A 23,460-nucleotide genomic window follows, 5' to 3' on the forward strand; every position below is an offset into this window, starting at 1 on the left:
ATCTCTCCTAAATTTGCGACTTTATATGTTCAAAAAATAGGCGGGTCTCCTTTGGCGAAGTCAGCCGAACAAACTGAATATGGCGCAAATTGATATTAGCCATATGTTTTAGGTTTCTTCTTTTATTTGGGTAGTATGTTTTTAGCTGCCATAAAATAATCGAATCACGGCTGAAAAAGGCGTTCTTCCAGCTTTCTTTATTACCTGTATTTTCCCACAGTTCTTGCCCTGAACGAATACGTGATAACGTGCGTATAATAGACTGATAAAGGGTTCGAGGTAATGAGTAATCCAGCCAAACCACCATATCAACCTCTTTCCATTTAATGGGTTGAGTCCGTGTATAGTTTCCATCGAGCACCCAGCCTGATACGGATTCATTCAAGGCTGCGCTTAGTTTCTGGTTAAGCGCTTCATCCGAAGAACCTTGCCAATTTTCCAGCCAATATAGGCTATCCAATTCGATTGAAGGCACGTTTAATAGCGATGCAAGTTGTTGGCAAAGAGTCGTTTTACCGCTGCCACTGGTACCAATGATATTAATTTTCATGCAATGTAACTGTCAGATATATTTGTGGTAAATACGTAGAGAAGGCTGACTTAATGATAAATTTAATTGCCATCCACAGCGAATAAGTAAGTTATCAGCCACTGTGGTTGCACAAAAAATATGAGGGTATTGCTGTTTATCAATAACCCATTCAAGTTGTTCAAACAAAAACTTCCCGATACCCTGATTTCGTTTTCTGGGGATAACAAAGGCAGCACCAACCCATGGAAATGCGGTGTTATCAGAAAAAAAAGTATCACTTTTCAATGCAATAAAACCACAAGGTATATCATGTTCAAAGGCGATGATCCCCATACCGACCCCTTCACGATGGCGATAGGAAGCAATATCTTGCCAAACATCACCTTTACCTAGAGGACCATAATGGGAGGGCCACTCTTGAAGGAACCACTGTACAAGCAATGGTTCCAGCTCAGGGAGGTCGTGCAAATAACGCCAATGACGTGAACTATTTACACCAGACATAGTTAATATAGCGGAACAAGGGCTCAAAACCGAATTTTTTATACAGGTCAAACCCTGCTTCTGAGGCATCAAGGAAGCAATGTTCGACACCTTGCTGGCGGCAAAATGCTAAGGCGTAATCAATAAGTTGTGAAGCATACCCATGGCCTTGGTGCTTCGGCTCAGTACCGATATCATCGAAACGAGCAAGGGTACCTTCTATGGTCACTGTCATTGAAGTCGCTGGCTCACCATTGACGAGCAATACGAGGTGAAATTGTGGCGCACCTTGCTGTAATGCATCTTCATGGTAACGAACATACTCTTTAATGACTTCATCGTGTTCTTCAGATAAATAAAATGCAGCCACGAGAGGAGCGGCCCAGAGCGATAAGTCATGATTAGCCAGTACGATATCAACTTGGTTATTGGGCAGAGTGACCTCATTCTGTTTTGCAAGGGTCAACGCCATAGCGGTTGTGACACTGTCACGTTTGTAGTTTAATGATTCAGCCTGTTGCACAATTTGTGGCAACATTTCTTCAGGGATAACTAATGTGTGGTTTTTTCTTTGTGATATAAATAAGTTATGTGCCTGCATAAATGCATGGCTGGTGGAATCAGGTTGCAGATAAATGAAATTAAACGCAGGGGAGTTTAAGGGCGTCAAGTAGCAAATGGTATGCTGTGCTATTTGAATGCTATGTTCACAAATTGAAGTCCAAAACGTTTTTTCGATCGATTGGTAGTGTCTTAAGTAATAAAGCGGAATATTCATTTGTCAGTTACCTGATGCAAAACGAGTTAATCGATATGGGCCTAAAGCAGCGTGTTTTACACCATGTAATATTTCACTTTGAGCTAACTGGCATATCAAAGGCGCTAATGTAATTGCTGCGTGCATACTGATAATATATAAACCTTCAAAATCAGCAACATTTCCAACAATTGGCATCTGATCTTTAGGCATAGGTCTCATTCCTATGAAAGTGTTATCAAGAGTTAGTGTATTACTACCTATAAATGAATTCTTGATTGTTGTAAGGGCATTTTGTGCGATATTGACTGCACTATGTATAGGCTGCTCATCAATATAATCTTCAGCGCAAACAATTTTACCAGAAGTCTCTGGGCGAAGCTCCATTGCGGGTGTTGAAATGATATGTTGAACCATTTTGACGGTATCTTGTTTCGTAAAATGGACAATAATTGAAGGAGATGCTGAAACTGGCAGCGTTATTCCTAATGAATTAATGATACCAGTTGCTCCAACCCCCGCAGTGACGACGGTTTGATCTGCGATGAAATTACCCTCGCTAGTCTTGACTCCTAAAATACGTTTATCACTAACATTTAAGGATAATACTTCGTGCTCAGGTAAGTATGTTACACCTTGTTTAATAGCAAGTTTTAACAAGGTTTGTGTGGTATTGACAGGGTCAATGCTACCTTCATCAGGGCAAAAAGCAGTAATAGCAGGTGAGATTTTTAAGTTAGGTTCCATCGCTTGCAACTCAATACGGTTTAACGCTTGGATGTTAAAACCTTGAGATTGGTGGCTATTGATGAATTCTTGGGTTTCTTTATCAGTCTTGTGCCAACTGATAGCACCAGACCAATTAATTTTTATTTCACCATGGGTTAATTTTTCCAACTGATGCCAACTCGCTAAAGCTTGCTGACGAAGCTGGCTATAACCATCTGGTCGCCCATATGAAACATTCAACCATGCGAAAGAGTGCTGTGTTACCCCTTGAGCAACATGGCCTTTATCTAGCAAAATAATCTTGCTATCACTCTCTTTTGATAAATACCATGCGAGTGTCACTCCGACAATGCCTGCACCAACGATAACAATAGTTTTTTTATGTTCAGAATGCATAAATTACCCAGACAGTCGCCATATAATGAAAACTACTATAAAGTTAAGGCAACAATTAATAAGCTATTATTTTAATTATATCCGATTAATTCATTAATGGCGCATTATTATTCGAACATTGATGCAGCATAGAAGTAAAATAGGGAAAGTAAATGAAGTATATTTTTGAGCAAGTAACGGTTTTTTCATCTAAAAAAATGGATGGCAATGCTTTGGCTGTTGTTGTAGGGGCTGATGATTTAACAGAAGAGCAAATGAATAAATTTGCAAAATGGACTAACTTAAGTGAAACCGTCTTTTTATTAAAACCAACAACACCTAAAGCGGATTACCGTGTGAGGATTTATACCACGGAAGGTGAACTCCCTTTTGCTGGGCACCCAACTTTAGGCAGTTGTTTTGTATGGCAGCAAACTTATGGTCGACCGCTAGACACCATAGTCCAAGAGTGCGGAGTGGGCTTAGTAACAATAAAACGAATAAATGGTAAGCTGGCATTTATGGCGCCACCACTAATTCGTGGTGGTGAAATAGAACAACAAGAAAAAAATAAAATTTTTAAAGCACTTGGGCTTACAGATGATGATGTCGTTGGCTGCAAATGGCTCGATAATGGCCCTGGTTGGCTTGGTATTGAACTTAAATCTGTTGAAAAACTATTGCACATTGAACCTGACTATTCCCAATTAAAGGGATATGACATTGGATTATGTGCCATTTGCCCTGAAGGTCATGATAAACAATTAGAGGTTAGGGCATTTTGTTGTTCCATAGCCGAAGAAGACCCTGTGACGGGAAGTTTTAATGCGGTGGCTGCACAGTGGTTAATCCCTCAGGGGAAATTACCGCAACAATATACTGCTGGCCAAGGTCAGTGCATTGGGCGCAATGGGTTAATTTATGTAACCGCTGATGATGAAGGGATCTGGGTTGCCGGTGATGTTGTTAACTGTATTAGCGGGACAGTAGAACTGGATTAAGAATGCATCATAAGGTGACTGACTTTGGTCAATCACCTTATGATGTTAAATCGATTACACGCGAATAAAACGTGTCACGAAAGCGATAATAATAAGTAATGCAGAGATCATCAGTAATGAGGTGGCTAATGATAGATGAAAGGCAACAAAACCGATTGCGGCAGGGCCTGCAAGAATACCTAAATAACCTAAGGTTGAAATTGCCGGGACAGCTAGTGATTCAGGCATAGTTTTTTGTTTCCCAGCAGCGGAAAACATGACAGGAACAATATTGGATGAACCAGCACCGACTAAAGCAAAGCCGATGATCGCCAATGTTAAAGACGGTGATAAAACGGCAATAACAAAACCAGAGCAAGCAATCAAAGCCCCTAAAAAAACCACACGTGCAGAACCTACTCGCATAACAATCTTGTCGCCGAATAACCGGCCAATAGTCATCATGGTTGCGAAGGCTGCAAAACCAAGTCCCCCTAGGGTTTCTTTTAAACCGTGATGCTCAATAAGAAACACGGCTCCCCAGTCTAATACTGCACCTTCAGAAAGAAAAACGGCAAAGCAAACAATCCCGATGATGAGCACAATTCCTTTAGGGACCGCAATGAGTGGCCCTGACGGCGCATTGGCATAAGGGAGCAGACCGTTATAGCAAACCATGAGTAAAATGAATGCAATTACAGAGATAATAACTGATGCAAGCACTGCTGAAGCGCCGAGGAGTAATATTAGGCTCATCGTACCGGCCCCCGCAATACCACCAATACTATAAAACCCATGAAATCCTGACATGATGGGTTTATCGGATGATTTTTCGACGATCACGGCTTGTACATTCATGGCACAATCTGTTAAACCGATAAAAATACCAAACAGTAATAAGCCGATTACTAACAAATTAATTTGCGATATGAAAGATAAAATAGGGAAGAGTAAACAAAATGCAATTGTTGAAAAAACCATTAATCGCCGACAACCATATTTTGCAGCCAGAGCGCCAGTCATTGGCATGGCAACGAGAGCACCACCCCCAAAGCAGAGCAGTAACATACCAAGGGTGGCATCATTTGCTGCCGTGTTAATCTTAATATAAGGCACTATAGCGGCCCACGCAGCGGTTACAAAACCTGCAATAAAAAAGATAATTCGTGTAGAAACTTGTTCTTTTTTGGCTGGCGCAGCGTGAATATTAACGTTTAATTGTTGGGTAGAGTGCATTTTTAATTACTTTACAATAAGATAAATAAAATTAACCATTATTTAAAATAGCGAGAATTTGCTCGTGGAGAATAGAGCAATCAAAGACAATAATGGCTCTTTTGCCATCAAAGTACTTGCCTTTAAGTGTACATCAGTAGGTTTAATCATAGGGACTAATGAAACAATATCATAAGGTTCTAGTGCGAATTTAACGCAAAAATAAATTTTTTTGTGGTTAGTGTCATCACTGAATAATATTCTCAGGTATTATGAGTCAATAAGACTAGTTAGGTCAGTATGAACAATAATTAGGCGGGAAAAACTATTTTGGGAACTCTGGATAGAAGATAGCTTGCTTAATCAGTGGCTAGGCTTTTATTGTTATTTATCATTTTTCTAAATTCATATCTTTATTAAGGCATTTTTAGCACCTAATTTACAGGATGGTTTAATATAATCACCTGACTAAAATTTATTTGGGCATATTATGAAGCTAAAAATTGTTGCTTTCTTGTTTTCTATTTACAGCTTAAATGCATTTGCACAGGGAGATAACTGGCAAAAGCAAACTTTACTCCATGAGGGGAAAAAAGTTGATTATTACGTTATTAAGCAACAAGCACTAAACTCAAATGATTTGTTAGTATTATTGCAAGGGTCTGATTGCATAAGCGTGACAAACAACCCTAATATGGTAAAAAATTTTGCTATCGCATTCCCTAAGAATGATATTTTATTAGTTGAAAAAACAGGCTTGACTCGGCAAGTTGGTATTGATGGAAACCCAGTTTCGGAAGAAAATTGCCCCGTTGAATATATGTCCCAAGATTCCCCTTTAGAAAGGGCGGATAATTATATTGCGGTGTTACAGCAGCTAAAAAATGATTACCGGAATATTATTTTATTAGGAGGGAGCGAGGGGGCAACAGTCACTAATTTGATTGCGTCTAAAGTAGATTTTATAACTGCCTCCGTCGCTATTAACGTTGGAGGGCAATTTTTTATTAATGACGTTTTATACAGTATTAAGAATAATACCCCTGCCGACGAAGTCGATAATTCTATTGAGGGTTTTAAACAGTTTGCAGAAGCCGTCAAACAAAAGCAATTAAGAAAAGACCAGTTCGTGAGTGGTCATGGAGCCATGTGGTGGTATGAAATGTTAACCATTGATAATTTAAAATTAATTCAATCGATAAAAACGCCGCACTTAGTTATCCAAACTATGGCCGACACCAACGTTGATGCTTATGCTACGGAAAAAATGATACAAAAAAACCATAATACCAATGTGAGCTTTAAGCAATATCAAGGGTTAGACCATTTTTTCCAAGATTATAAAGGGCAATTACATACCAAGGAAATTATTAGGGATATTCAGAGTTGGTACCAAACAATCAATAACTAATCTTTTCCTATGATGAATAGTTACACCTTAATTTTTAAAGTGTAACTATTAGATTACTCAGCAATAAAACTGTAGTAATTGAATATAGGTTCGAAACCTAATTTCTTATAAATAGATAGCCCATCTGATGATGCTTCGAGTACACATTGCTCTATACCTTGCTGATGACAGAAGAAAAGAGCATGTTTAATTAATTGAGTCGCTAGCCCTTTGCCTTGGTATTGAACATCAGTTCCAATATCATCAAGGCGAGCAGTTTTTTCATTTATAGTTAAGGTTAGAGTAGAAACGGGTTGTTGCTTATCAAATAAGACGAAATGCATCATATTTGTATTTTTATCCATAGCTCTTTGGTGATAACGAATGTATTCGTTAATGACGGTTGAATCGTTTTCCTCTCCTTCAACTTCAATTGGGAAAGCTGTAATTAAAGGTTGTGCCCAATTAGTTAATTGTTCATTACAGGTTTCAATTCGGTAATCTGCGGCAAGCGGTAGTGCTATAGAATATTGAGATAATGATGCTTGAGGAAGAAACATGGCCGTTGATTCACCATCAGCAATTAAACTTAATTTGGCAATTTCAGATTTGACTTGATGAAGTGCTTGTTCATGAACGACTAGTACATAAGGTTTAGAGCGTTGCTTAAATAAATGTCGTGCATTTTCAAAGCCTGTAATAGTTGCGTCTTTATGTAAATAAATAAAATTAAAAACAGGCAGAGGAAGCTCAGAAAAATAAGCGATGACATGGTCGTCAATATGAGCGGTTTCTAAGCAAATTGCTGACCAAAAATGATTTTCTTGTTGGTAAAATAAACCTTCTTTGTTATTCATTGTAGACCCTGTGATTTATTACGGCTAGTTGCTTTTGGGTTACATTGTATATAATACAATTCAATCGCTATAGTGCTTGAGCCTCTGACAGCACGATTGGAACCATTGCATTTACTGATGGATTTAAAAATTGGTTTTTATGATAAGGTATTTCACTGACAATATAAGGAGAATAATATGAAGAGTGCAGCACCAGAGACCATCACGTTTTTTGAACGTTTACTGCCATTAGTCGTATCAGGAGAAAAAGTTATCACTATTCGTGATAAAAGCGAAAGCCATTATGTGCCAGGTAGTTTTGTTAAAGTATATGCATTAGAAACAAATAAATACTATACGGATATTGAAATTCTTTCGGTACAGCCTATCTCTTACGATGATATTTCTGAATACCATGCTCAGCAAGAAGCGATGACATTAGATACATTGAAAAAACTGATTAGAGAAATTTACCCAACAGAGCAATCTTTGTATGTTATTAGTTATAGGCTAATAAAATAGAGTTATTAATTATGAGTTAGAGTTGCTTACTATTTTAATCAAAAGCCTCTTTTGGTTGTAGCGAATACCATAGGCCATTTGCAAAAGAAATTTTTGTGATTTCTGCTGCCTCTGTTAGCTGGAGGAAGGGCATCGTTATAGGTAAAATGTTCACTAATAAATGTTAGCCCACTATTACATAGTGAGCTGGGTGAGGCTCATATAAAGTATCTTTGGTGTTTTAAAATAAACTGCTTTAATGAGGTTGGGGGCTTACCAGTGATGGTTTGAAAATTATCAAAAACAATACCTGTGCGATCTAACTTACCATTTGTAAAATCTACATAATGGTCATAGATACTTTTCATATAGGCAAGCTCTAGATTGTTATTTAGGGCATGTTGCCAAAATTCATCTGGGTTTTCTGCTTGATACTGAAAAGTTATACCTAATTGTTCTGTAATGAGTTCAGCAATCTGAGTGTAATTTTTATTTTCGTAACCAAGACGATAAATATGACCAGTATGTTTTTCAGGAGCAAGTAAACAATGTGCAGCTAATTCGGCAACATCTGCGCAATCAACCCAACTTAATACAGCATGGCCAAAATAAGAACGTAATATCCCTTTTTGTAAATTATTATCCCCTTGGTATCCTAATAGATTTTGCATATAAGATTCAGGGCGAAGATGAGTATATTGCATTCCAGACCATTCAATATAACGCTCGATTAACTGATGCCAAGCCCAATGAGCAACTTGCGCATTATCATCGCCACAAGCACCTAAATGAACGATATATTTAACCCCTGATTTTTTTGCCGTATCAATAAAAATTTTACTTTGTACAAGCATATCAATGGTATAGCCAGTCATCATGAAAACAGAATCAATACCCTGCAAAGCATTTTCAATGGTTTCAGGCTTATCGTAATCCATGACAACGGTACGATAGCTGGTGTTAGTTATTTTGTTTGGAACCCTAATAGCTAAAACGACATCTTGGTATCCTTTTTCATGTAATGACTGGGTCAAATAACTACCGACTTGACCCGTAGCACCGGTGATGAGGATAGTATTTTTCATAAATATTCCTGATTAAATAAATTAAAGTGTTTTACTCATAATATATTCAAGTGTTTGCTGAGTTTTACTTTTGAATAACACTTCCTTCAGGATGTGTAATCCATTTGACTGATAAAGTTTGATGGCTCTCGCGTTGCTAGCCAAAACATCTAACCATAATGCTGTGCTGCCAGATTGTTTGGCAATATTTTCAATTAATCTGAAAACGATCATTCCATAACCTTTACCTGTGACGTCGGGTGAGAAATAGAGTTTGTTGAGTAGTGTTCCTGTTATTGAGGATTCAGGTATGGAAGATTGGTGAGTTAACTTAACTAACCCGATTGGAGAACTATGTTCTATTAGGTACCATTCAATATTTTGTTGGTTGATATCATTAATAATTTTAACTGGGCTATATTCTTGGTCTAAATAATCTAATAGCTCATCTTGATTATTCCATAAAGCAGCAAAATGGTGGCAATAGCTGTTGATACCTATATCACTAAGTATTGATGCATCTTGTTCAGTGGCTTTTCTCAGTGTAATAGAAACTTGAGTCATAAATATTATCTCCTGTATATCATCAGTTTATAGCAATATGCAGTGAGATAGCTACAGAGGTGAGGGGGAAGAGCATTTTTGGATATAAAGGATTATGCAAGCAAGATAAAAGGGCAGATAAGCCCTTTTGCACAAAGTAGGTTATTTAATTTTTTGGCTAATATCTGAATAAGCAAATAAGGCTTGAGCACCGCCAGTATGTATAAATAATACGGGGGTATTTTCGGTTGACGTTTCTAAGTAATGAATTAACCCAGCCATTGCCTTACCCGTATAAACGGGGTCTAACAAAATACCTTCTTGTTGAGCTAACAGTCTAATTGCCTCTAACCCTTGGCAATTTGGCATTCCATACATAGGCGCAAAAAAATCATCCCATAATTGGATTTCTGGTGTTTGAGTAAGCGCAAACATTTGCGCTAGCTCATTTTGTAGCTTCTCTACTTTAGGGGATTGGTCTTGTTGCTTTCTTGAAACGGTGACACCGATAACCTGGCTTTGAGATAATAATTCTTGTATCCCGATAGCGAGGCCAGCGTGGGTTCCCGCACTACCGGAAGCGACGATAATTTTATCGAATTCAATATGTTTTGGCTTTTGTTGCGCGATTTCAATAGCACATTGAATATACCCTAATGCACCTAATGCATTTGAACCGCCTACTGGAACAATATAGGTGTCTTTAAGCGCTAATGTTTCAATTAACGTTTCCATCTGTGACTGTGGGTCAGTTAATTCATCACACATGACGCAACGGGCGCCAAATAGATCAGTTAGTAATTTATTCCCATTATGCAGAAAATGAGGGTTATCACTTTGAATTGGGTTCTCTAATAATGCGACACACTCAAGACCGTACATTGCAGCAACAGCCGCGGTTTGCCTAACATGATTCGATTGTATCGCCCCTGCAGTTACGATGACTTTAGCCTTTTTTGCAAGGGCATCTGCCATCAAATATTCAAGCTTACGTAATTTATTACCTCCCATCGCTAAGGGGGTCATATCATCTCGCTTAATATAAATTTCACGATGAAATTTACGCGATAAATTGTTAAGCCGGTTAAGCGGAGTTGGTGCGTTGAGTAAATCTATTTTTGCATATTGGCTTAATTGTTGTTGAAGAGACATTTAAACTCCCAATAAATTAATAAGAGAAACCAAGGTAAAGGTAAATGGCGAGCACAATGCTGGCAGTGACTAATGCATATGGCATTTGAGTGCGGATATGCTCAATATGTTCACAGTCTGTTGCCATCGAAGCAACAATTGCATCGGCAGAAATTGGTGATGTCATATCACCAAAAATAGAGCCTGAAATTGCAGCGCCAATCATATACTCAACAGGCATTCCTACGGATAAACCTAATTGAACCCCAATGGGGATCATAATGGCAAATGTTCCCCAAGATGTTCCTGTCGCTAACGACATGATGGCACTGATAATAAAGATAAAACCAATAGAGAAACCTGGCGCCATAACGCCATGAGTGACTTCGGCAATATAGGCGCCAGTATTTAATTCAGCGGAAACATTCCCCATTAAGAACGCTAAGATCATAATAGAACTAATTTTCAGCATATTGGCATAGCCGATAAAGAGCTCTTTAAAGAAATCATCAATAGTTAGTAAGCGACGGCCAATAAACCAGCAGAAAGACACTGCTGTTCCAAACATAACTCCCCAATATACAGATGTTGAACCACTTCCTTTACTAAAGTCTCCATCTCCTGTGATATAAAGCGCAATAGGTACCATAAGCACAGTAGATAAAATGGGGATAAAAAAGTTTAATGAAGAATGTGCGTTTGGGTGATCAATAATTTCATCTTCGTCATTTTGCCCTTGGTGCTGAGAGATATTCCCTGAGGCAAAATCTTGTTGATATTTATCTTCTGCTTTTTTCATGGGGCCCCATGAAATATTAGTAAATACATAGAACAAGATTGTGATAATGGATAACCATGCCATCAAGTTATAACCAATAGAGGTAATTAAAATATCAAAAGGTTCGCCACTAATTAGGCCTTGAGATATTTGCACACCGATTAACCCCATAATGACTGCACCCCAGCCATTAATTATGGCTGATGAACACACCGAAACACAGGCTGTTTGAATGATGTAGGACATTTTTTCGGGAGCAACACCATACTGCCTTGCTAAATTTTTAGTCGATGCTCCGGCGACGAGTTGGTTTATTGAACTTTCTATAAAGATAAGAGATGTGATGATTATCGCTAACAGTTGTGTGGCTGTACGGTTTTTAATTAATTTAGTTTTATTGGTGAGTAATTGAACTAGGGCACGAACACCACCAGTGACAACTACCAAGCGCATGATACCGCCTATCATTACCATAAAGACAATGGTGCGAGTATTACCTGCGGATGAAAAAGTATGAATAATCCCATCGACAGTGCCTTGAACACCTAAAAGTAGATTGTGGTCATGAATAACTGTAAAACCGACTAAAATCCCCAACATTAATGAAAGCATTACCTGGCGAGTTAATATAGCCAGAATAATGGTCACAATGGGAGTTATAATTGTCCAAATACCATAGTCCTGCATGTGTTTACCTGTGATCCTTTATAAAATAAAAATGTTATAACTTTATAATTATCGAAAAATCATAGCATTAATAACAACAGGGTAGAATAATTTTATGCAGTTTGAAAAACGTGGGGAACAGTAACCAATGAAAAGCAGCCATATTGAATTTATGGCTGCTTGGTGAGTAATAAACAATTATTGTAATGATAGCCATTCTTGGGCTGTAATTCGGCTAATATTTTCTGTTTTAGTTTCTGCAATGAGCTCAATATACTGTGGGGCGAGGGTTGAATGATATTTGAACCCACATTTCTCTTGGGCTATTTTAGATTGTTGATTGCCTTGAAAATACCCGCACCATAAATTATCTAATTTCAAGTCAACAAAGGCATGGCGCATGATTTCAGACATTGCTTCTGGGATCAAACCTTTTCCCCAAAATGGTACACCAATCCAATAACTCACTTCTGCATCATTATCACCAATCGGGAAATTACTTTCGTGGTTAAAGGATAGGCCAATTAAACCGATAGCTCGATTATCATTTTTTAGCGTAACAGCATAGATCTCTTCACGCATAAAAATATTTTTTATAATTATTCGACTTTCTTCTTCATTTTGATGAGGGGGCCAACCAGCTATTGGGCCAATTCGTTTATCTTTTGCATAAAAATATAAATCACTTGCATCTGTTTCTTGCCAAGGGCGCAAAACTAACCTGTTGGTATTAAGTATCATCCTAAAGCTCCTTATCATGCTTATTTGATATTGGAGGCTATTTTAGGTATTTATGAAAAACATAAAAGGGCAATACATCTCCAATTTGGGTACAAATGACAACTCATTTGCTATGATTTAAACAAATCGAAGGTGAAAGAGGAAAAGATGCTTCGTATAAAAAAACATCAAATTGAATTATTGGATGTGATTTGTTTGGGTAATACGAATATGGATGAAATGCAATTGACCCCAATAAGGCCATCTTATGTCACTGTATGTATATGCAGGCAAGGGGCAGCGGTATTTAATATTAACTTCAAACATTACACTGTTGGCAAAAGTGATATCATGGTGTTATATGATGATACTTTTGCGATGTTAAAGGCTAAATCACGCAATTTTCAGATTGAGTATCTATTGATTGAGAAAAAATTTGCAACTGAAATCGCTTATTCATTGCCAAACCAATTGTTTTCATTTTTTAATGAATATCCGATTATTACTATCCCAGCTGGGAAAAAAACAGTACTTGAAAGCTGGCGGCATATTTTATTTGAAATCGTATCAAGCCGTGGCGAATATTGGCAATTGCAATTAAAAAATCACCTACAAAATCTATTTTTAGAGATTAGCAATGGGGCTCAAAATAAACTAAATAAACCGATGGAAAGAAGCCGACAAGAACAGTTGTGTTGGCGCTTTTGGGATTTAATTACGACTCATTGCAAACAACATAAAGAGGTGAAGTTTTATGCGAATGAATTAGCAATTACCCCTTTTTATTTATCGAAAATCAGCCAAGCCTTTTTTAATGACCCACCTAAAGCATTGATTGATAGACAAGTTACTCTAGAAATTAAAGCATTATTAGAGGTTGGTGAATTATCTATTAAGCAAATAGCGAGTGAATTAAACTTCGAGGATACGTCTTATTTATGCCGTTATTTTAAACGCCATACGGGTATGACGTTAACAAGGTTTAAAAACGCATTACATAAAAAAGACAAGGTTGCTGAATAGAGGATTCAGGATTCAATTTTAGTTGAATATTTTTTTATAAACTCAATAAAACAGCGTAATCGAGGGGAAACGGTTTGGTTGCGATAATACACGGCATTAATGGGTTGCCGAGTCACCACAGTTTTACTTTCCAAAATTTGTAATAATTGCCCACTTTCAAGCGCATTCGCCGTAACAAAATCTGCTGAACATAAAATACCGGCCCCTTGAACAGCGAGGTGAAATAGGACCTCGCCACTTGCAGCTGCAATATTAGGCGTAACTTTCAACAATTTTTCATCGTTGGTTTTTATCGGCCATACATTCAAGGTATCAGGCTGTGTAAAGCCTAATATGCAGTGTTTATTTAGTTCATCAATATTTTGTGGTACGCCATATTGCTTTAAATAAGATGGGCTTGCGACTAACCGTTTTTGGCTATACCCAAGTAAGGTGGCGTTAAGGGAAGAGTCTTTAAGCGTACCAATACGGAAGGCAACATCAATCCGTTTTTCTAATAAATTTGTTATCCCTTCATAATTATGGATTTCAAGTTCAACTTGTGGGTAATGCTGATAAAACAAAGGGACTAATGGTGCAATAACATGAGTGAGAAACGGGGTTGATGCATCAATGCGTAATACGCCAGAGGGAATAGATTGGCGGGCAGATAGCATTTCTTCCGCTTCTTGAGTGAGGTTAACAATTTCTCGCGCTTTTCGCAAAAATGCAGCACCTTCATCACTGAGTTTTATTGAGCGTGTTGTGCGATATATTAAGGTGGTGTCCACTTTTTCTTCAAGCCTAAGTAATAGACGACTTGCAGTTGAGACAGTGACGTTTAACTGCTCAGCAGCAGCGGTAATTGAGCCACAATCGACAACACTAATAAAGGTTTGCAGTTCTTCAAATGTTATTTTCATTATTGCATTTCCGGCAAAAGTCATTTCCACCTTAACGCCTTTTTCATTGTGTTTCAATATGAAAGAATTCGGGTTATTAATCAGCACTCATAATGTATTTTAATAAGGGTTTTGAATGAGAATAAACACAGCATTATTGGCTTTGGCGATAGGTGCGTTTGCTATTGGAGCAACAGAGTTTTCACCGATGGGAATGTTACCTTATATCGCGCAAAATATTCAGGTAGACATACCATCAGTAGGTTCTATTGTAGTGATATATGCATTAGGGGTGATGATTGGTGCGCCAATCATGACATTACTTTTAGCAAATAGACGACCGAAAATGGCTTTAATATTTTTAATGTCAATATTCACTATAGGGAATCTATTATCTGCCATGTCACCTGATTTAGTGACACTGTCACTTTCTCGTTTTATTACCAGCTTAAATCATGGCGCATTTTTTGGGTTAGGCGCAATGGTGGCCCCTAGTGTAGTACCAACGGGTAAACAAGCCAGTGCAATAGCAGCGATGTTTATGGGGCTAACAATAGCGAATATTGGTGGTGTACCATTAATGACTAAATTAACTCAAATGATAGGCTGGCGTCAGGCATTTTATTTGATTTCTGCTTTAGGTATATTGACGATTATTAGCTTGGTTTTGGCATTACCTAGCCATTTGACGGGTAAAAAAGTGAATGTGAAAAGCGAATTAGCTATTCTGCGACGACCTCAGGTATTGCTAGGGATGCTTTCAACAGTATTAGGTGCCAGTGCGATGTTTACACTTTATACCTATATAACCCCAATGTTAATGGAATTTATCCAAGCTTCAGATCAAATGATCACCATAATGTTAGTAATTATTGGTATTGGCTTTACCATTGGTAATTATATTGGAGGGCTGTTTGCTGATAAATCATTGTTTGGTACCTTAATTGTATTTTTTATTATGTTAGCGTCCAGTATGGCTATATTTCCATTTATCGCGGTAAATTCAATCGGGGCTGGTGCTGGTTTATTATTTTGGAGTATTTTTAGTTTTGGTATTGTACCACCAATCCAAATGCTTGTTATGAATGCTGCGACGGGGGCACAAGCTTTAGCTTCTTCTGTTAACATTGGGGCTTTTAATTTAGGTAATGCGATTGGAGCCGCTATTGGGGGAGTTATATTATCTCATGGTTATAGCTATTCAATGATTAGCTTTATTGGGGCGTTAATTGCTGTTTTAGGCATCAGTGTTATTCTGGTTATTTCTCGCAGAAATGCTAATACAAAACTCGTAACGGAAGTGGCGTGTAGTTAGCCAGTAGCGATTGAATAATTAAAAAGCAAGGTTCGGAGTTTCTGTGCTAGCCCAATGTTGATAATTAACGCAATAATTCTAAAGTGGAATAGGGGTCATAGCGATGGTTAATATGTGGAAATCTCCAGAGCAACGTTGGCAAGCCGTAGTCGAACGTAATAAAAATGCAGATGGTCATTTTGTTTATGGTGTGAAAACATCATTAATTTATAACCATCCTTCTGCTGCGGGGCGTTTACCGAATAGAGATAATGTTGAGTTTTTCGATAATGAACAACAAGCCATTAAGCAAGGTTATCGTCCCGGTAAACGTCAGCGTACAGAAACGGCACAATTAAACCAATTTTATAAGGAAAAAATAGAAAAGGCCTGCCGTTACATTGAACAGCAAAATCGGCCGTTGACACTGACTGAACTTGCAGAATACGTTGGAATTAGCCGTTACCATTTTCATCGCTTATTTAAGGCGCACACAGGTTTAACGCCTAAAGCTTATGCAAACGGTCTGCGACACGAAAAATTACAAGGTCAACTTCAGCAACAAGAACGAATTACTGATGCTATCTATGATGCAGGATACCAATCAAACAGCCGCTTTTATGAAACGGCAATACAGCGGCTAGGAATGACCCCAAGCGCTTGGAAATCAGGAGGGGGTGGCAGCAAAATTTATTTTGCTCTCGCTGCTTGTTCATTAGGAACTGTATTGGTTGCTCAAAGCCCAATAGGTGTCTGTGCTATCTTACTGGGAGACGACCCTGAGCAGCTATTGAGAGACTTACAAGATAAGTTCCCTAAAGCTGATCTTATCGGAGGTGATGATAAGTTTGAAAAAGTGATTGCGAAAGTTTTGGGGTTTATTGAAGCACCCGAAATTGGTTTTGACCTACCATTAGATATTAGAGGTACTGCATTTCAGCAACGGGTATGGCATGCATTACGTGATATACCCGCTGGTAAAACAGTAAGTTATAGTGAGATAGCAGAAAAAATAGGCCAACCTAAAGCGGTTAGGGCAGTTGCGAGTGCTTGTGCTGCAAATATATTAGCTGTAGCGATACCTTGCCACCGCGTGGTCAGAAATAATGGTGACCTTTCCGGTTACCGCTGGGGAATAGATCGTAAACAAGCACTATTGTTAAAAGAATCTCAACGTAAATGATTTAAATAATAAGTCATTTAGTATTGGTCATCTTTTATGATGAGTTAACTAAAGCTTAATGTGAGTCGATGGTGTAAAAGACGCCCCCAAAAAATTAATCAGTACTTTAAAATTAAAGTACTAATCGCTTAGCTTATCGTTCTACAGCCCATTAGCAGTCATGAGTAAAGTTGATTTAGGTTTATCTTTGGGAGCTTGTGATTATGAACAATTACATAGATTCAGCCTTATTATGTTTAGTGAACAACATATAGATAAGGTATAAAGCCGTAAAACTTGCTGTGTACCCGGTAAATATTAGCCAAAAAGTTTTCCAATCTACAATACCTTCAACTGTATTGAGTTCAATTGCCCAACCACAAAGCACTGCGCCTAAAAAAGTACCGAACCCATTAACTAAAGTCGTGAAAACGCCCTGTGCTGTGGAACGAAATTCAGGGGCGATTTCTTTTTCTAAAAATAGGGCTCCCGCAATATTGAAGAAATCAAATGCACAGCCATACACAACCATTGATAAGAAGAGGGCGATGGTGCCTATGGAGGTGAAGTCACCATAAGCAAATAATCCTAAGCGTAAAATCCATGCAATCATACTGAGCAATAGGATCGTTTCAATTTTAATTTTTTTCAGCAAAATAGGTAAAAGGAGAATAAAAATAATTTCAGAAAACTGTGATATTGATAAGAATATGGTTGGATACGCAGAGAAAACAGAACCCTTAGCCTCAGGAGCTAGAGCCATATCTTGCAAAAAAGGAACACCAAAGGTATTGGTTATTTGCAATACAGAACCGAGTAGCATAGCAAAAAATAGAAATACAGCGACTCTACCTTTTTTAAATAGCTGAATAATATTTTGGCAGCTAATTTTTTTATTTTTTGATGTATTAACTCTTTTAATCGATATAAAGAAAACAGAAAAAATACTTAAAACAATAGATGCAGCAGCACTGATATATAATTGATAAAAACTCATTTCAAGTTTTAATAGACTAATAGTCCACATAGCGACAATAAAGCCAACTGTGCCATAGACTCGTATTTTAGGGAAATAGATATCAGAGCTAAGCTTTTGCTCCTCTAACATTTCAAAAACAATACTGTTACAGATTGAAATTGTTGGCATATAAAACATTAGGTGGATTAATGTCATAATGAACAGTAGGGTTATTGAATGACTATGAGCCATCGCGAGTAAGAATAAAGCAGAAATAAAATGAGAAGCGATATAAACTAGTTTACGGTTATTAATTTTATCTGCAATAAACCCTATGATAACTGGTGAGCATAGAGCGGATATCCCTAATGCACTGAATATTAACCCAATTTCACCACCTTTAAAGTGTAGGGTGTTGAAAAGATAGGACGCAAATGTAACTAACCAAGATCCCCATATAAAAAATTGTAAAAATGAAACTATCTTTAATCGAGTTGTTATATTCATATTTATACATCCTTGCCTAGTCTAAATATACTTTCATGTAATTGTTAAATTAATCACTTACACAAATTCATTTAATAATCATGTATACAAGCATCTATTGGTTATTTCTTGCATATTATAAAATATAATTTTGGGCTTTTTTTTTGATGTAAAAGCGGCTTATTATAAATTAAATATTACATTGTTACTTTTATAAGCATTATTACATACTCACCGAAATGTTAATAATTTGTATTTAAGAAGAGGGTTGTTTAGGTAATTAAATATAAGAAATAGTTAACAATAAGGTTAAACTAAAAGTTGCATTAGCCTCGTAATTAGTGTTAAATTAGATGAAACCTACCTAATTACTAACCTAGAATACCCCATTTCACTCACCTCAAACTATGTGACTTTAGCCGAGTTGCGTTCATTTTGACATCTTATAGCCCAAAATCTAATTTCTTCGATTCATTAAATTTAGACTCAATTTATTAAATCTAAAACTCAAATCATATTAATTACTTCACTCGTAAGGGGATACTATGACCTCTAATCGTAATGTATTATTTTTATCTGCTGTTATTGTATATCTAGTTGGGACTACAGAATTTATGTTGTCCTCAATAATGTCGCCACTAGCACTGGCATTTGAAGTTCCGTCTGAACAAATTCCTTGGCTGATATCGTCCTATGCATTGGCATATACACTCACAGCACCTCTAATTGGTTACCTTTCTGACCGAATAGATAAGCGAAAAATTTTACTCACTGCAATATTGTTATTATCACTAGATAGTTTGGCGATTATTTTTTCGCCTAATTTTTCGGTTGCTGTAATTTTCCGCGTTATAGGGGGAGTGGCATCAGCGGCATTAGTTCCCGTTATTTTTTCCCTTATAGCCGATGTGATAAAAAGAGAAAACCAAGCAGCCGCGATGGGGAGTGTCATGATGGGAATGACCGTTGGCATTGTGACTGGGCCAATGTTAGCGGGTATTTTAGTTCAATATTTTTCGTGGTATTCGCCTTTTATATTAACGAGTTTATGTGGCTTATTCGCATTTTCTATATCATGGTTTATCTTGCCGAGTTCTAAAAAAAACCATACCTATCCCCACTCATTGAGCTGCTTAATACAAGCAAATATTTTACGTTTGATCATAGCAAAGGGATTATGGAACGGGGTTTCAGTTAGTATCTTTTTATTGTCAGGGGAAATTATAAGACAAAGAACTGCATTAGAAACAGCTGAGATTGGTATCATTATGGGGTTATTTGGTATTGGCTTGTTCATTGGTAATGCTTTGGTTGCGAAAATAGCAAAATATAAACTACAGGATGCAGCTAAACTAATCCTAATTTTATTAGGAATATTGGTTGCTTTAGTGTTATTTATTACAGGAAAATTACCCTTAGTTGGCGATTGTATCTGCTTGTTATTTATAGGGGTAGCATTAGGGGTGGCTTCACCGGTCAGTACCTCGTTATTGGCTAAAGAGAGTACTAAAAATAAAGGATTAGTATTATCTGTTTCAGAAAGCATAAATAATTTAGCTTTATTAATTACAATACCTGCATTTTCACTGCTGGTGACTGAAAATAATCTCTCAACTTTAGTACTTTCAGTCATCTTAATAATTAGTAGTGCAATTTTTCTCGTTATGGCTACGTTAAATTTACGGGTCAGGAAAAATAGGCGTTACCGTTAATGATGGAGCACTAACGGTAACGCACTATACGGTGCGTAATAATTGTTTTTTGCGTAATCGCATCCCGTTTAACATGGATAACCATGCCAGAAAGGTAATAAACATGAGAATAATAAAAATGAAATGTGGCTGAAGCTCAGTAAGAACAACACCAGTTAACATAGGGTTAAATGCACCGCCCAATAGCCCAAGGGATTGGGCTGAAAAATAACTCGCTTTCATGCCTTCCGGTGCAATACTGTCAATTAACATATATTCTCCTGGGGCATAAATTAATTCACCTAATGTAAAAATAAAAGCGCCTGCCGCCCAGAGGTATAAATTTTCATGTGCATTCATAAAAGTTGCTAAGCCTAAAATAAAGAATAAGCTGCCTAAGGTCATTAATTTTTTTAGGTTATCCGGGGTGATACGCTTCCCTACGGTGTATTGTAATGTAACGACCACGACTGCATTCACAGGTAAAATTACCCCAATAACAACCTGAGCAAAATCACTGCTTGCCACAGTAATTGCATATTGCGAAATCCAAGTGGTAAAAGTACCAAAAACCAATGAACCCAAAAATGTGGATAAAATAAACCATGCTAAGACTTGATCACTTAGCATACTCAGTGGGTTCCATTTACGTATGTTTCCGTTTTCTAATGGCGTTGGTTTTATGCTTTGTACAAAACGTTGTATAAAAAATATTGGTAGAGCAGCTGATATAGCGGCTAAATAGAATGGTAAGTTAATACTGTACATTAATAACCAAGTACCAATGGGGGGGGCAATAGTCCAACCGATATTGATAAAGGTATAATTTAAGGAAAATATCTTTGCCTTTAAAGAGACTGTGAGTGTATCCGCAAAATAGGCTTTTAAGACCGTAGAAAACACAGAATATGAGCAGTTAATAAGAGAAAAGAACGCGATAACTAAAATAGCATTATTTACTGTGGGGATAGCGATAAACCCCAAAATAAAAGCTAACACAGCAAATAACATGCAGCGTTTCTTATCAACCCGGTCAGCAAGCATACCAAAGCCCATACTGAATAAAACACCTATAACCATTGCCAGTGACATGGCTATACCGACAATATCAATTGCCATTTGGTATTCTCGAGTTAGGTAAATTGCCATGAAGGGCAATGTTGCGCCACGTCCTATCGTTAAGAGTAGTGACGATGCAAGTAATGCGCTGTTTGATATATTAAATTTAGAAAGCATTGGCTCACAACCTAACTCATAATTGTTGTTAAAATTTTGTATAAAAGGGTCTGTAAGCTATAAAATACATAAATTTAGAGCAGTGAGAAATGGGGAATAATGCTCTGAATCGAAAACAATATTTTGCTAATGCTAATCTACCATTCACAATTAAAAATCTGGTAATTAAAGCGCCCTTATATCTAATTAAACGTTATATGCTAGATAGATAAATATGAGTAACTTAGGCTAATTATGGCCGATGTAGTTTTATAGGTATGGATGCAAACAAATGGGCGTTCAATCAAGGTAAATGATTAACCTAATTATGATTAATAATGGCTTTAGCGAGTTTGATGGGGGGGTGGTATTACAGTAGTTCACTGATTAAAAATCTCCCCTCCAAATAACCAATAAACCTAGATTGAGTCAATCTACAAGGTTAGGTGGTTAGCGCAAAGAAAATCATGTAATACTGGTTTGGACATACTTGAAATTACAATTAAGTAGGTGATTATTTTGTTTATTAGAAATAATCACCTATCAATGCAAATGTGGTCAAGAAAACATTAACGGGCTTCATTAAAAAGGTTGAAGGTACAACCTTTACATAGCCGTTATAAGGCTGCGGTATACACTCGGCGGCTAACGTCCAAAGTAATATCTTGGTGTTCACCCAGCTTGACCATATCATGTGCTTTTAGACTGTTGACTAATGGTTCAATGACATCTTGGGTAAGCTGGTAATCACTAAAGCGTGTGCCTACTTGCATTTTTTCAAAAAACGCTCTTGTCAGCTCAATAGCTTTGATGGCTTTCTCTGATTGAGAACCAGCGGTAACCCCCCACACATTTTCTGCGTACTGGGCTAATTTTTCCTGTTTTTGTGGTAGTTTTTCGAGCAGCATTGAAGGAAGTACGATAGCTAATGTTTGTGCATGGTCTAAACCATATAACACTGTAATTTCATGGCCTAACATGTGGGTAGACCAATCTTGCGGTACGCCAACTCCAATCAACCCATTTAATGCTAATGTTGCAACCCACATTAAATTAGCGCGAATATCATAGTCATGAGGTGTTTCAAGTGCTTTAGGACCAATGTCTATTAACGTTTTTAGTAAACCTTCAGCAAATGAGTCTTGTACTTTAGCATTAACAGGGTAGGTTAAATATTGCTCAACAATATGTACAAAGGCATCAACAACACCATTACTGACTTGTCGAGGAGGTAAGGTAAATGTTTTTACAGGGTCAAGAATCGAGAACTGAGGAAAAACATAATCGCTCATAAATGCTAACTTTGAGTGTAATTCTTCCCTTGTAATGACGGAGCCTTTGTTCATTTCTGAACCTGTTGCTGGTAATGTCAAAACGGTACCAAAAGGTAAAGCTGTTTTGATTGTAGAGCCTCTGTTGGTAACAACTTCCCACTTATCACCAGGGTAGTTAACCGCTGCTGCCACAAATTTAACACCGTCAATGACAGACCCACCACCAACGGCAAGTAAAAAATCAAAGCCTTCTTTCTCTATTTTATCAACGGCCTTAATTAACGTTTCATAACGAGGGTTAGCTTCAATTCCACCAAACAGATCAAATTGACGCGTGCCTAATGCTTGCTCAACTTCATTCAATGTACCTGTCCTTCGGGCGCTTTCGCCACCAAACAGGATGAGAACTTTTGCATTTTGTGGAATGAGCCTGTCAAGTTCAGCGATTTTATCTTTACCAAAAACGATACGTGTTGGGTTATAAAATTCAAAGTTATTCATAGATAAACCTTAGCCTTAAAAGTGGGTGGACTTGGTTTTTGTTAACTAATCAAGTTTAGCGCCTAAATGTATTAGATACAAATTATATAGCTATGGTAGTGATATATAACCAGCATATAATTTCGACTTGTATGATATAAGCGAAACCGCTCTTCAATATAATTATTTTTACATGCTGATGATAAGTAGAAGTAAAAAATAAAAAGTTAGTCTTATTTAACCTCAGCGAATTTTGATTTTTATCTTCATTTGGTATTTTAAATGCCAACTTTATC

The 23,460-nt window shown here is 37.3% G+C and carries 22 protein-coding genes; 7 read left to right on the forward strand and 15 right to left on the reverse strand.

All coding sequences use genetic code 11. The features are described from left to right. Window positions 1-7: 7 nt before the first annotated feature. Genes ACPEH5_RS03530 through ACPEH5_RS03545 form a run of 4 tightly spaced genes read right to left on the reverse strand, consistent with a single transcriptional unit; the run spans window position 8 to window position 2,897 of the window. Entirely contained in the window at window positions 8-550 is a 543-nt protein-coding gene (locus tag ACPEH5_RS03530) for an AAA family ATPase (RefSeq protein WP_042843796.1), read from the reverse strand. Window positions 551-562: 12 nt separating this feature from the next. Next, window positions 563-1,036, reverse strand: a complete 474-nt coding sequence (locus tag ACPEH5_RS03535; RefSeq protein ID WP_048607191.1) for a GNAT family N-acetyltransferase — start codon at window positions 1,034-1,036, stop codon at window positions 563-565. Then, on the reverse strand, window positions 1,020-1,793 hold the full coding sequence (locus tag ACPEH5_RS03540) for a GNAT family N-acetyltransferase (RefSeq protein WP_042843795.1): 774 nt from the start codon (window positions 1,791-1,793) through the stop codon (window positions 1,020-1,022). The genes ACPEH5_RS03535 and ACPEH5_RS03540 overlap by 17 nt, the downstream gene beginning before the upstream one ends. 3 nt (window positions 1,794-1,796) lie before the next feature. Further along, window positions 1,797-2,897, reverse strand: coding sequence for an NAD(P)/FAD-dependent oxidoreductase (locus tag ACPEH5_RS03545; protein ID WP_048607193.1), 1,101 nt, complete (start codon window positions 2,895-2,897; stop codon window positions 1,797-1,799). 152 nt (window positions 2,898-3,049) lie between these two features. Here ACPEH5_RS03545 and ACPEH5_RS03550 point away from each other — a divergent pair, with 152 nt between their 5' ends. Further along, entirely contained in the window at window positions 3,050-3,877 is an 828-nt protein-coding gene (locus tag ACPEH5_RS03550; RefSeq protein WP_042843793.1) for a PhzF family phenazine biosynthesis protein, read from the forward strand. A 54-nt stretch (window positions 3,878-3,931) separates the two neighbouring features. On the opposite strand, the gene ACPEH5_RS03555 is transcribed toward ACPEH5_RS03550, so the two are convergent. Beyond that, window positions 3,932-5,092: an MFS transporter gene (locus ACPEH5_RS03555; protein WP_048607195.1), complete on the reverse strand. Its 1,161-nt coding sequence runs from the start codon at window positions 5,090-5,092 to the stop codon at window positions 3,932-3,934. Between the two features lie 469 nt (window positions 5,093-5,561). Here ACPEH5_RS03555 and ACPEH5_RS03560 point away from each other — a divergent pair, with 469 nt between their 5' ends. Further along, window positions 5,562-6,482 (forward strand): alpha/beta hydrolase family protein, encoded by a 921-nt coding sequence (locus ACPEH5_RS03560; RefSeq protein ID WP_166684928.1) that lies wholly within the window; start codon window positions 5,562-5,564, stop codon window positions 6,480-6,482. 53 nt (window positions 6,483-6,535) lie between these two features. Here ACPEH5_RS03560 and ACPEH5_RS03565 read toward each other — a convergent pair whose 3' ends face one another. After that, a complete protein-coding gene (locus ACPEH5_RS03565; protein ID WP_281110866.1) occupies window positions 6,536-7,318 on the reverse strand; it encodes a GNAT family N-acetyltransferase in 783 nt (260 codons plus the stop codon). A gap of 177 nt (window positions 7,319-7,495) precedes the next feature. Between ACPEH5_RS03565 and yqfB the strand changes: the two genes are divergently transcribed. Continuing rightward, window positions 7,496-7,819 (forward strand): N(4)-acetylcytidine aminohydrolase, encoded by a 324-nt coding sequence (gene yqfB / locus ACPEH5_RS03570; protein ID WP_042843790.1) that lies wholly within the window; start codon window positions 7,496-7,498, stop codon window positions 7,817-7,819. Between the two features lie 197 nt (window positions 7,820-8,016). Here the strand turns inward: yqfB and ACPEH5_RS03575 are convergent, their stop codons facing one another. The 5 genes from ACPEH5_RS03575 to ACPEH5_RS03595 all read right to left on the reverse strand — a co-directional run bounded on the left by ACPEH5_RS03575 (window position 8,017) and on the right by ACPEH5_RS03595 (window position 12,721). Then, complete coding sequence (locus tag ACPEH5_RS03575; protein WP_042843788.1) at window positions 8,017-8,883, reverse strand: SDR family oxidoreductase; 867 nt, start codon at window positions 8,881-8,883, stop codon at window positions 8,017-8,019. Between the two features lie 21 nt (window positions 8,884-8,904). Continuing rightward, a complete protein-coding gene (locus ACPEH5_RS03580) occupies window positions 8,905-9,426 on the reverse strand; it encodes a GNAT family N-acetyltransferase (RefSeq protein WP_042843786.1) in 522 nt (173 codons plus the stop codon). Window positions 9,427-9,567: 141 nt separating this feature from the next. Next, on the reverse strand, window positions 9,568-10,557 hold the full coding sequence (locus tag ACPEH5_RS03585) for a D-cysteine desulfhydrase (protein WP_166686526.1): 990 nt from the start codon (window positions 10,555-10,557) through the stop codon (window positions 9,568-9,570). A 16-nt stretch (window positions 10,558-10,573) separates the two neighbouring features. After that, window positions 10,574-12,001, reverse strand: a complete 1,428-nt coding sequence (locus ACPEH5_RS03590; RefSeq protein ID WP_048607201.1) for a Na+/H+ antiporter NhaC family protein — start codon at window positions 11,999-12,001, stop codon at window positions 10,574-10,576. Window positions 12,002-12,178: 177 nt separating this feature from the next. Further along, window positions 12,179-12,721, reverse strand: a complete 543-nt coding sequence (locus ACPEH5_RS03595) for a GNAT family N-acetyltransferase (RefSeq protein WP_166686527.1) — start codon at window positions 12,719-12,721, stop codon at window positions 12,179-12,181. Window positions 12,722-12,868: 147 nt separating this feature from the next. On the opposite strand from ACPEH5_RS03595, the gene ACPEH5_RS03600 reads away from it, so the two are divergent. After that, entirely contained in the window at window positions 12,869-13,723 is an 855-nt protein-coding gene (locus tag ACPEH5_RS03600; RefSeq protein WP_166684932.1) for a helix-turn-helix domain-containing protein, read from the forward strand. A 5-nt stretch (window positions 13,724-13,728) separates the two neighbouring features. Here ACPEH5_RS03600 and ACPEH5_RS03605 read toward each other — a convergent pair whose 3' ends face one another. Then, entirely contained in the window at window positions 13,729-14,625 is an 897-nt protein-coding gene (locus ACPEH5_RS03605; protein WP_166686528.1) for a LysR family transcriptional regulator, read from the reverse strand. 115 nt (window positions 14,626-14,740) lie between these two features. On the opposite strand from ACPEH5_RS03605, the gene ACPEH5_RS03610 reads away from it, so the two are divergent. Both ACPEH5_RS03610 and ada read left to right on the forward strand, forming a co-directional pair. Next, window positions 14,741-15,919, forward strand: a complete 1,179-nt coding sequence (locus ACPEH5_RS03610) for an MFS transporter (protein WP_281110868.1) — start codon at window positions 14,741-14,743, stop codon at window positions 15,917-15,919. A gap of 103 nt (window positions 15,920-16,022) precedes the next feature. Then, entirely contained in the window at window positions 16,023-17,081 is a 1,059-nt protein-coding gene (gene ada / locus ACPEH5_RS03615) for a bifunctional DNA-binding transcriptional regulator/O6-methylguanine-DNA methyltransferase Ada (RefSeq protein ID WP_048607206.1), read from the forward strand. Between the two features lie 211 nt (window positions 17,082-17,292). Here the strand turns inward: ada and ACPEH5_RS03620 are convergent, their stop codons facing one another. After that, complete coding sequence (locus ACPEH5_RS03620; protein ID WP_129465910.1) at window positions 17,293-18,525, reverse strand: MFS transporter; 1,233 nt, start codon at window positions 18,523-18,525, stop codon at window positions 17,293-17,295. Between the two features lie 524 nt (window positions 18,526-19,049). Between ACPEH5_RS03620 and ACPEH5_RS03625 the strand changes: the two genes are divergently transcribed. Beyond that, window positions 19,050-20,216 (forward strand): MFS transporter, encoded by a 1,167-nt coding sequence (locus ACPEH5_RS03625; RefSeq protein ID WP_166686529.1) that lies wholly within the window; start codon window positions 19,050-19,052, stop codon window positions 20,214-20,216. A 24-nt stretch (window positions 20,217-20,240) separates the two neighbouring features. Here the strand turns inward: ACPEH5_RS03625 and ACPEH5_RS03630 are convergent, their stop codons facing one another. Together ACPEH5_RS03630 and ACPEH5_RS03635 are read right to left on the reverse strand one after the other, a co-directional pair. Next, window positions 20,241-21,431 carry an MFS transporter gene (locus ACPEH5_RS03630; RefSeq protein WP_281110869.1) on the reverse strand — a complete coding sequence of 397 codons (1,191 nt, stop codon included), beginning with the start codon at window positions 21,429-21,431 and terminating at the stop codon, window positions 20,241-20,243. A 596-nt stretch (window positions 21,432-22,027) separates the two neighbouring features. Then, window positions 22,028-23,185 (reverse strand): iron-containing alcohol dehydrogenase, encoded by a 1,158-nt coding sequence (locus tag ACPEH5_RS03635; protein ID WP_071548089.1) that lies wholly within the window; start codon window positions 23,183-23,185, stop codon window positions 22,028-22,030. Window positions 23,186-23,460: the final 275 nt, after the last annotated feature.

The sequence above is a fragment of the Providencia sp. NPDC089933 genome (assembly GCF_049545585.1).
In the GTDB taxonomy this organism is placed as follows: Bacteria; Pseudomonadota; Gammaproteobacteria; order Enterobacterales; family Enterobacteriaceae; genus Providencia; species Providencia huashanensis.

Excerpts from the sequence above, each read along its gene's own strand:
- ACPEH5_RS03575 (WP_042843788.1), bottom strand. The coding sequence starts at position 8,883 with ATGAAAAATACTATCCTCATCACCGGTGCTACGGGTCAAGTCGGTAGT.
- ACPEH5_RS03610 (WP_281110868.1), top strand. The coding sequence starts at position 14,741 with ATGAGAATAAACACAGCATTATTGGCTTTGGCGATAGGTGCGTTTGCT.
- ACPEH5_RS03565 (WP_281110866.1), bottom strand. The coding sequence starts at position 7,318 with ATGAATAACAAAGAAGGTTTATTTTACCAACAAGAAAATCATTTTTGG.
- ACPEH5_RS03590 (WP_048607201.1), bottom strand. The coding sequence starts at position 12,001 with ATGCAGGACTATGGTATTTGGACAATTATAACTCCCATTGTGACCATT.
- ACPEH5_RS03605 (WP_166686528.1), bottom strand. The coding sequence starts at position 14,625 with ATGAAAATAACATTTGAAGAACTGCAAACCTTTATTAGTGTTGTCGAT.
- ACPEH5_RS03595 (WP_166686527.1), bottom strand. The coding sequence starts at position 12,721 with ATGATACTTAATACCAACAGGTTAGTTTTGCGCCCTTGGCAAGAAACA.
- ACPEH5_RS03580 (WP_042843786.1), bottom strand. The coding sequence starts at position 9,426 with ATGACTCAAGTTTCTATTACACTGAGAAAAGCCACTGAACAAGATGCA.
- ada (WP_048607206.1), top strand. The coding sequence starts at position 16,023 with ATGGTTAATATGTGGAAATCTCCAGAGCAACGTTGGCAAGCCGTAGTC.
- ACPEH5_RS03625 (WP_166686529.1), top strand. The coding sequence starts at position 19,050 with ATGACCTCTAATCGTAATGTATTATTTTTATCTGCTGTTATTGTATAT.
- ACPEH5_RS03560 (WP_166684928.1), top strand. The coding sequence starts at position 5,562 with ATGAAGCTAAAAATTGTTGCTTTCTTGTTTTCTATTTACAGCTTAAAT.
- ACPEH5_RS03585 (WP_166686526.1), bottom strand. The coding sequence starts at position 10,557 with ATGTCTCTTCAACAACAATTAAGCCAATATGCAAAAATAGATTTACTC.
- ACPEH5_RS03620 (WP_129465910.1), bottom strand. The coding sequence starts at position 18,525 with ATGAATATAACAACTCGATTAAAGATAGTTTCATTTTTACAATTTTTT.
- ACPEH5_RS03630 (WP_281110869.1), bottom strand. The coding sequence starts at position 21,431 with ATGCTTTCTAAATTTAATATATCAAACAGCGCATTACTTGCATCGTCA.
- ACPEH5_RS03545 (WP_048607193.1), bottom strand. The coding sequence starts at position 2,897 with ATGCATTCTGAACATAAAAAAACTATTGTTATCGTTGGTGCAGGCATT.
- ACPEH5_RS03600 (WP_166684932.1), top strand. The coding sequence starts at position 12,869 with ATGCTTCGTATAAAAAAACATCAAATTGAATTATTGGATGTGATTTGT.
- yqfB (WP_042843790.1), top strand. The coding sequence starts at position 7,496 with ATGAAGAGTGCAGCACCAGAGACCATCACGTTTTTTGAACGTTTACTG.
- ACPEH5_RS03635 (WP_071548089.1), bottom strand. The coding sequence starts at position 23,185 with ATGAATAACTTTGAATTTTATAACCCAACACGTATCGTTTTTGGTAAA.
- ACPEH5_RS03550 (WP_042843793.1), top strand. The coding sequence starts at position 3,050 with ATGAAGTATATTTTTGAGCAAGTAACGGTTTTTTCATCTAAAAAAATG.
- ACPEH5_RS03540 (WP_042843795.1), bottom strand. The coding sequence starts at position 1,793 with ATGAATATTCCGCTTTATTACTTAAGACACTACCAATCGATCGAAAAA.
- ACPEH5_RS03530 (WP_042843796.1), bottom strand. The coding sequence starts at position 550 with ATGAAAATTAATATCATTGGTACCAGTGGCAGCGGTAAAACGACTCTT.
- ACPEH5_RS03555 (WP_048607195.1), bottom strand. The coding sequence starts at position 5,092 with ATGCACTCTACCCAACAATTAAACGTTAATATTCACGCTGCGCCAGCC.
- ACPEH5_RS03535 (WP_048607191.1), bottom strand. The coding sequence starts at position 1,036 with ATGTCTGGTGTAAATAGTTCACGTCATTGGCGTTATTTGCACGACCTC.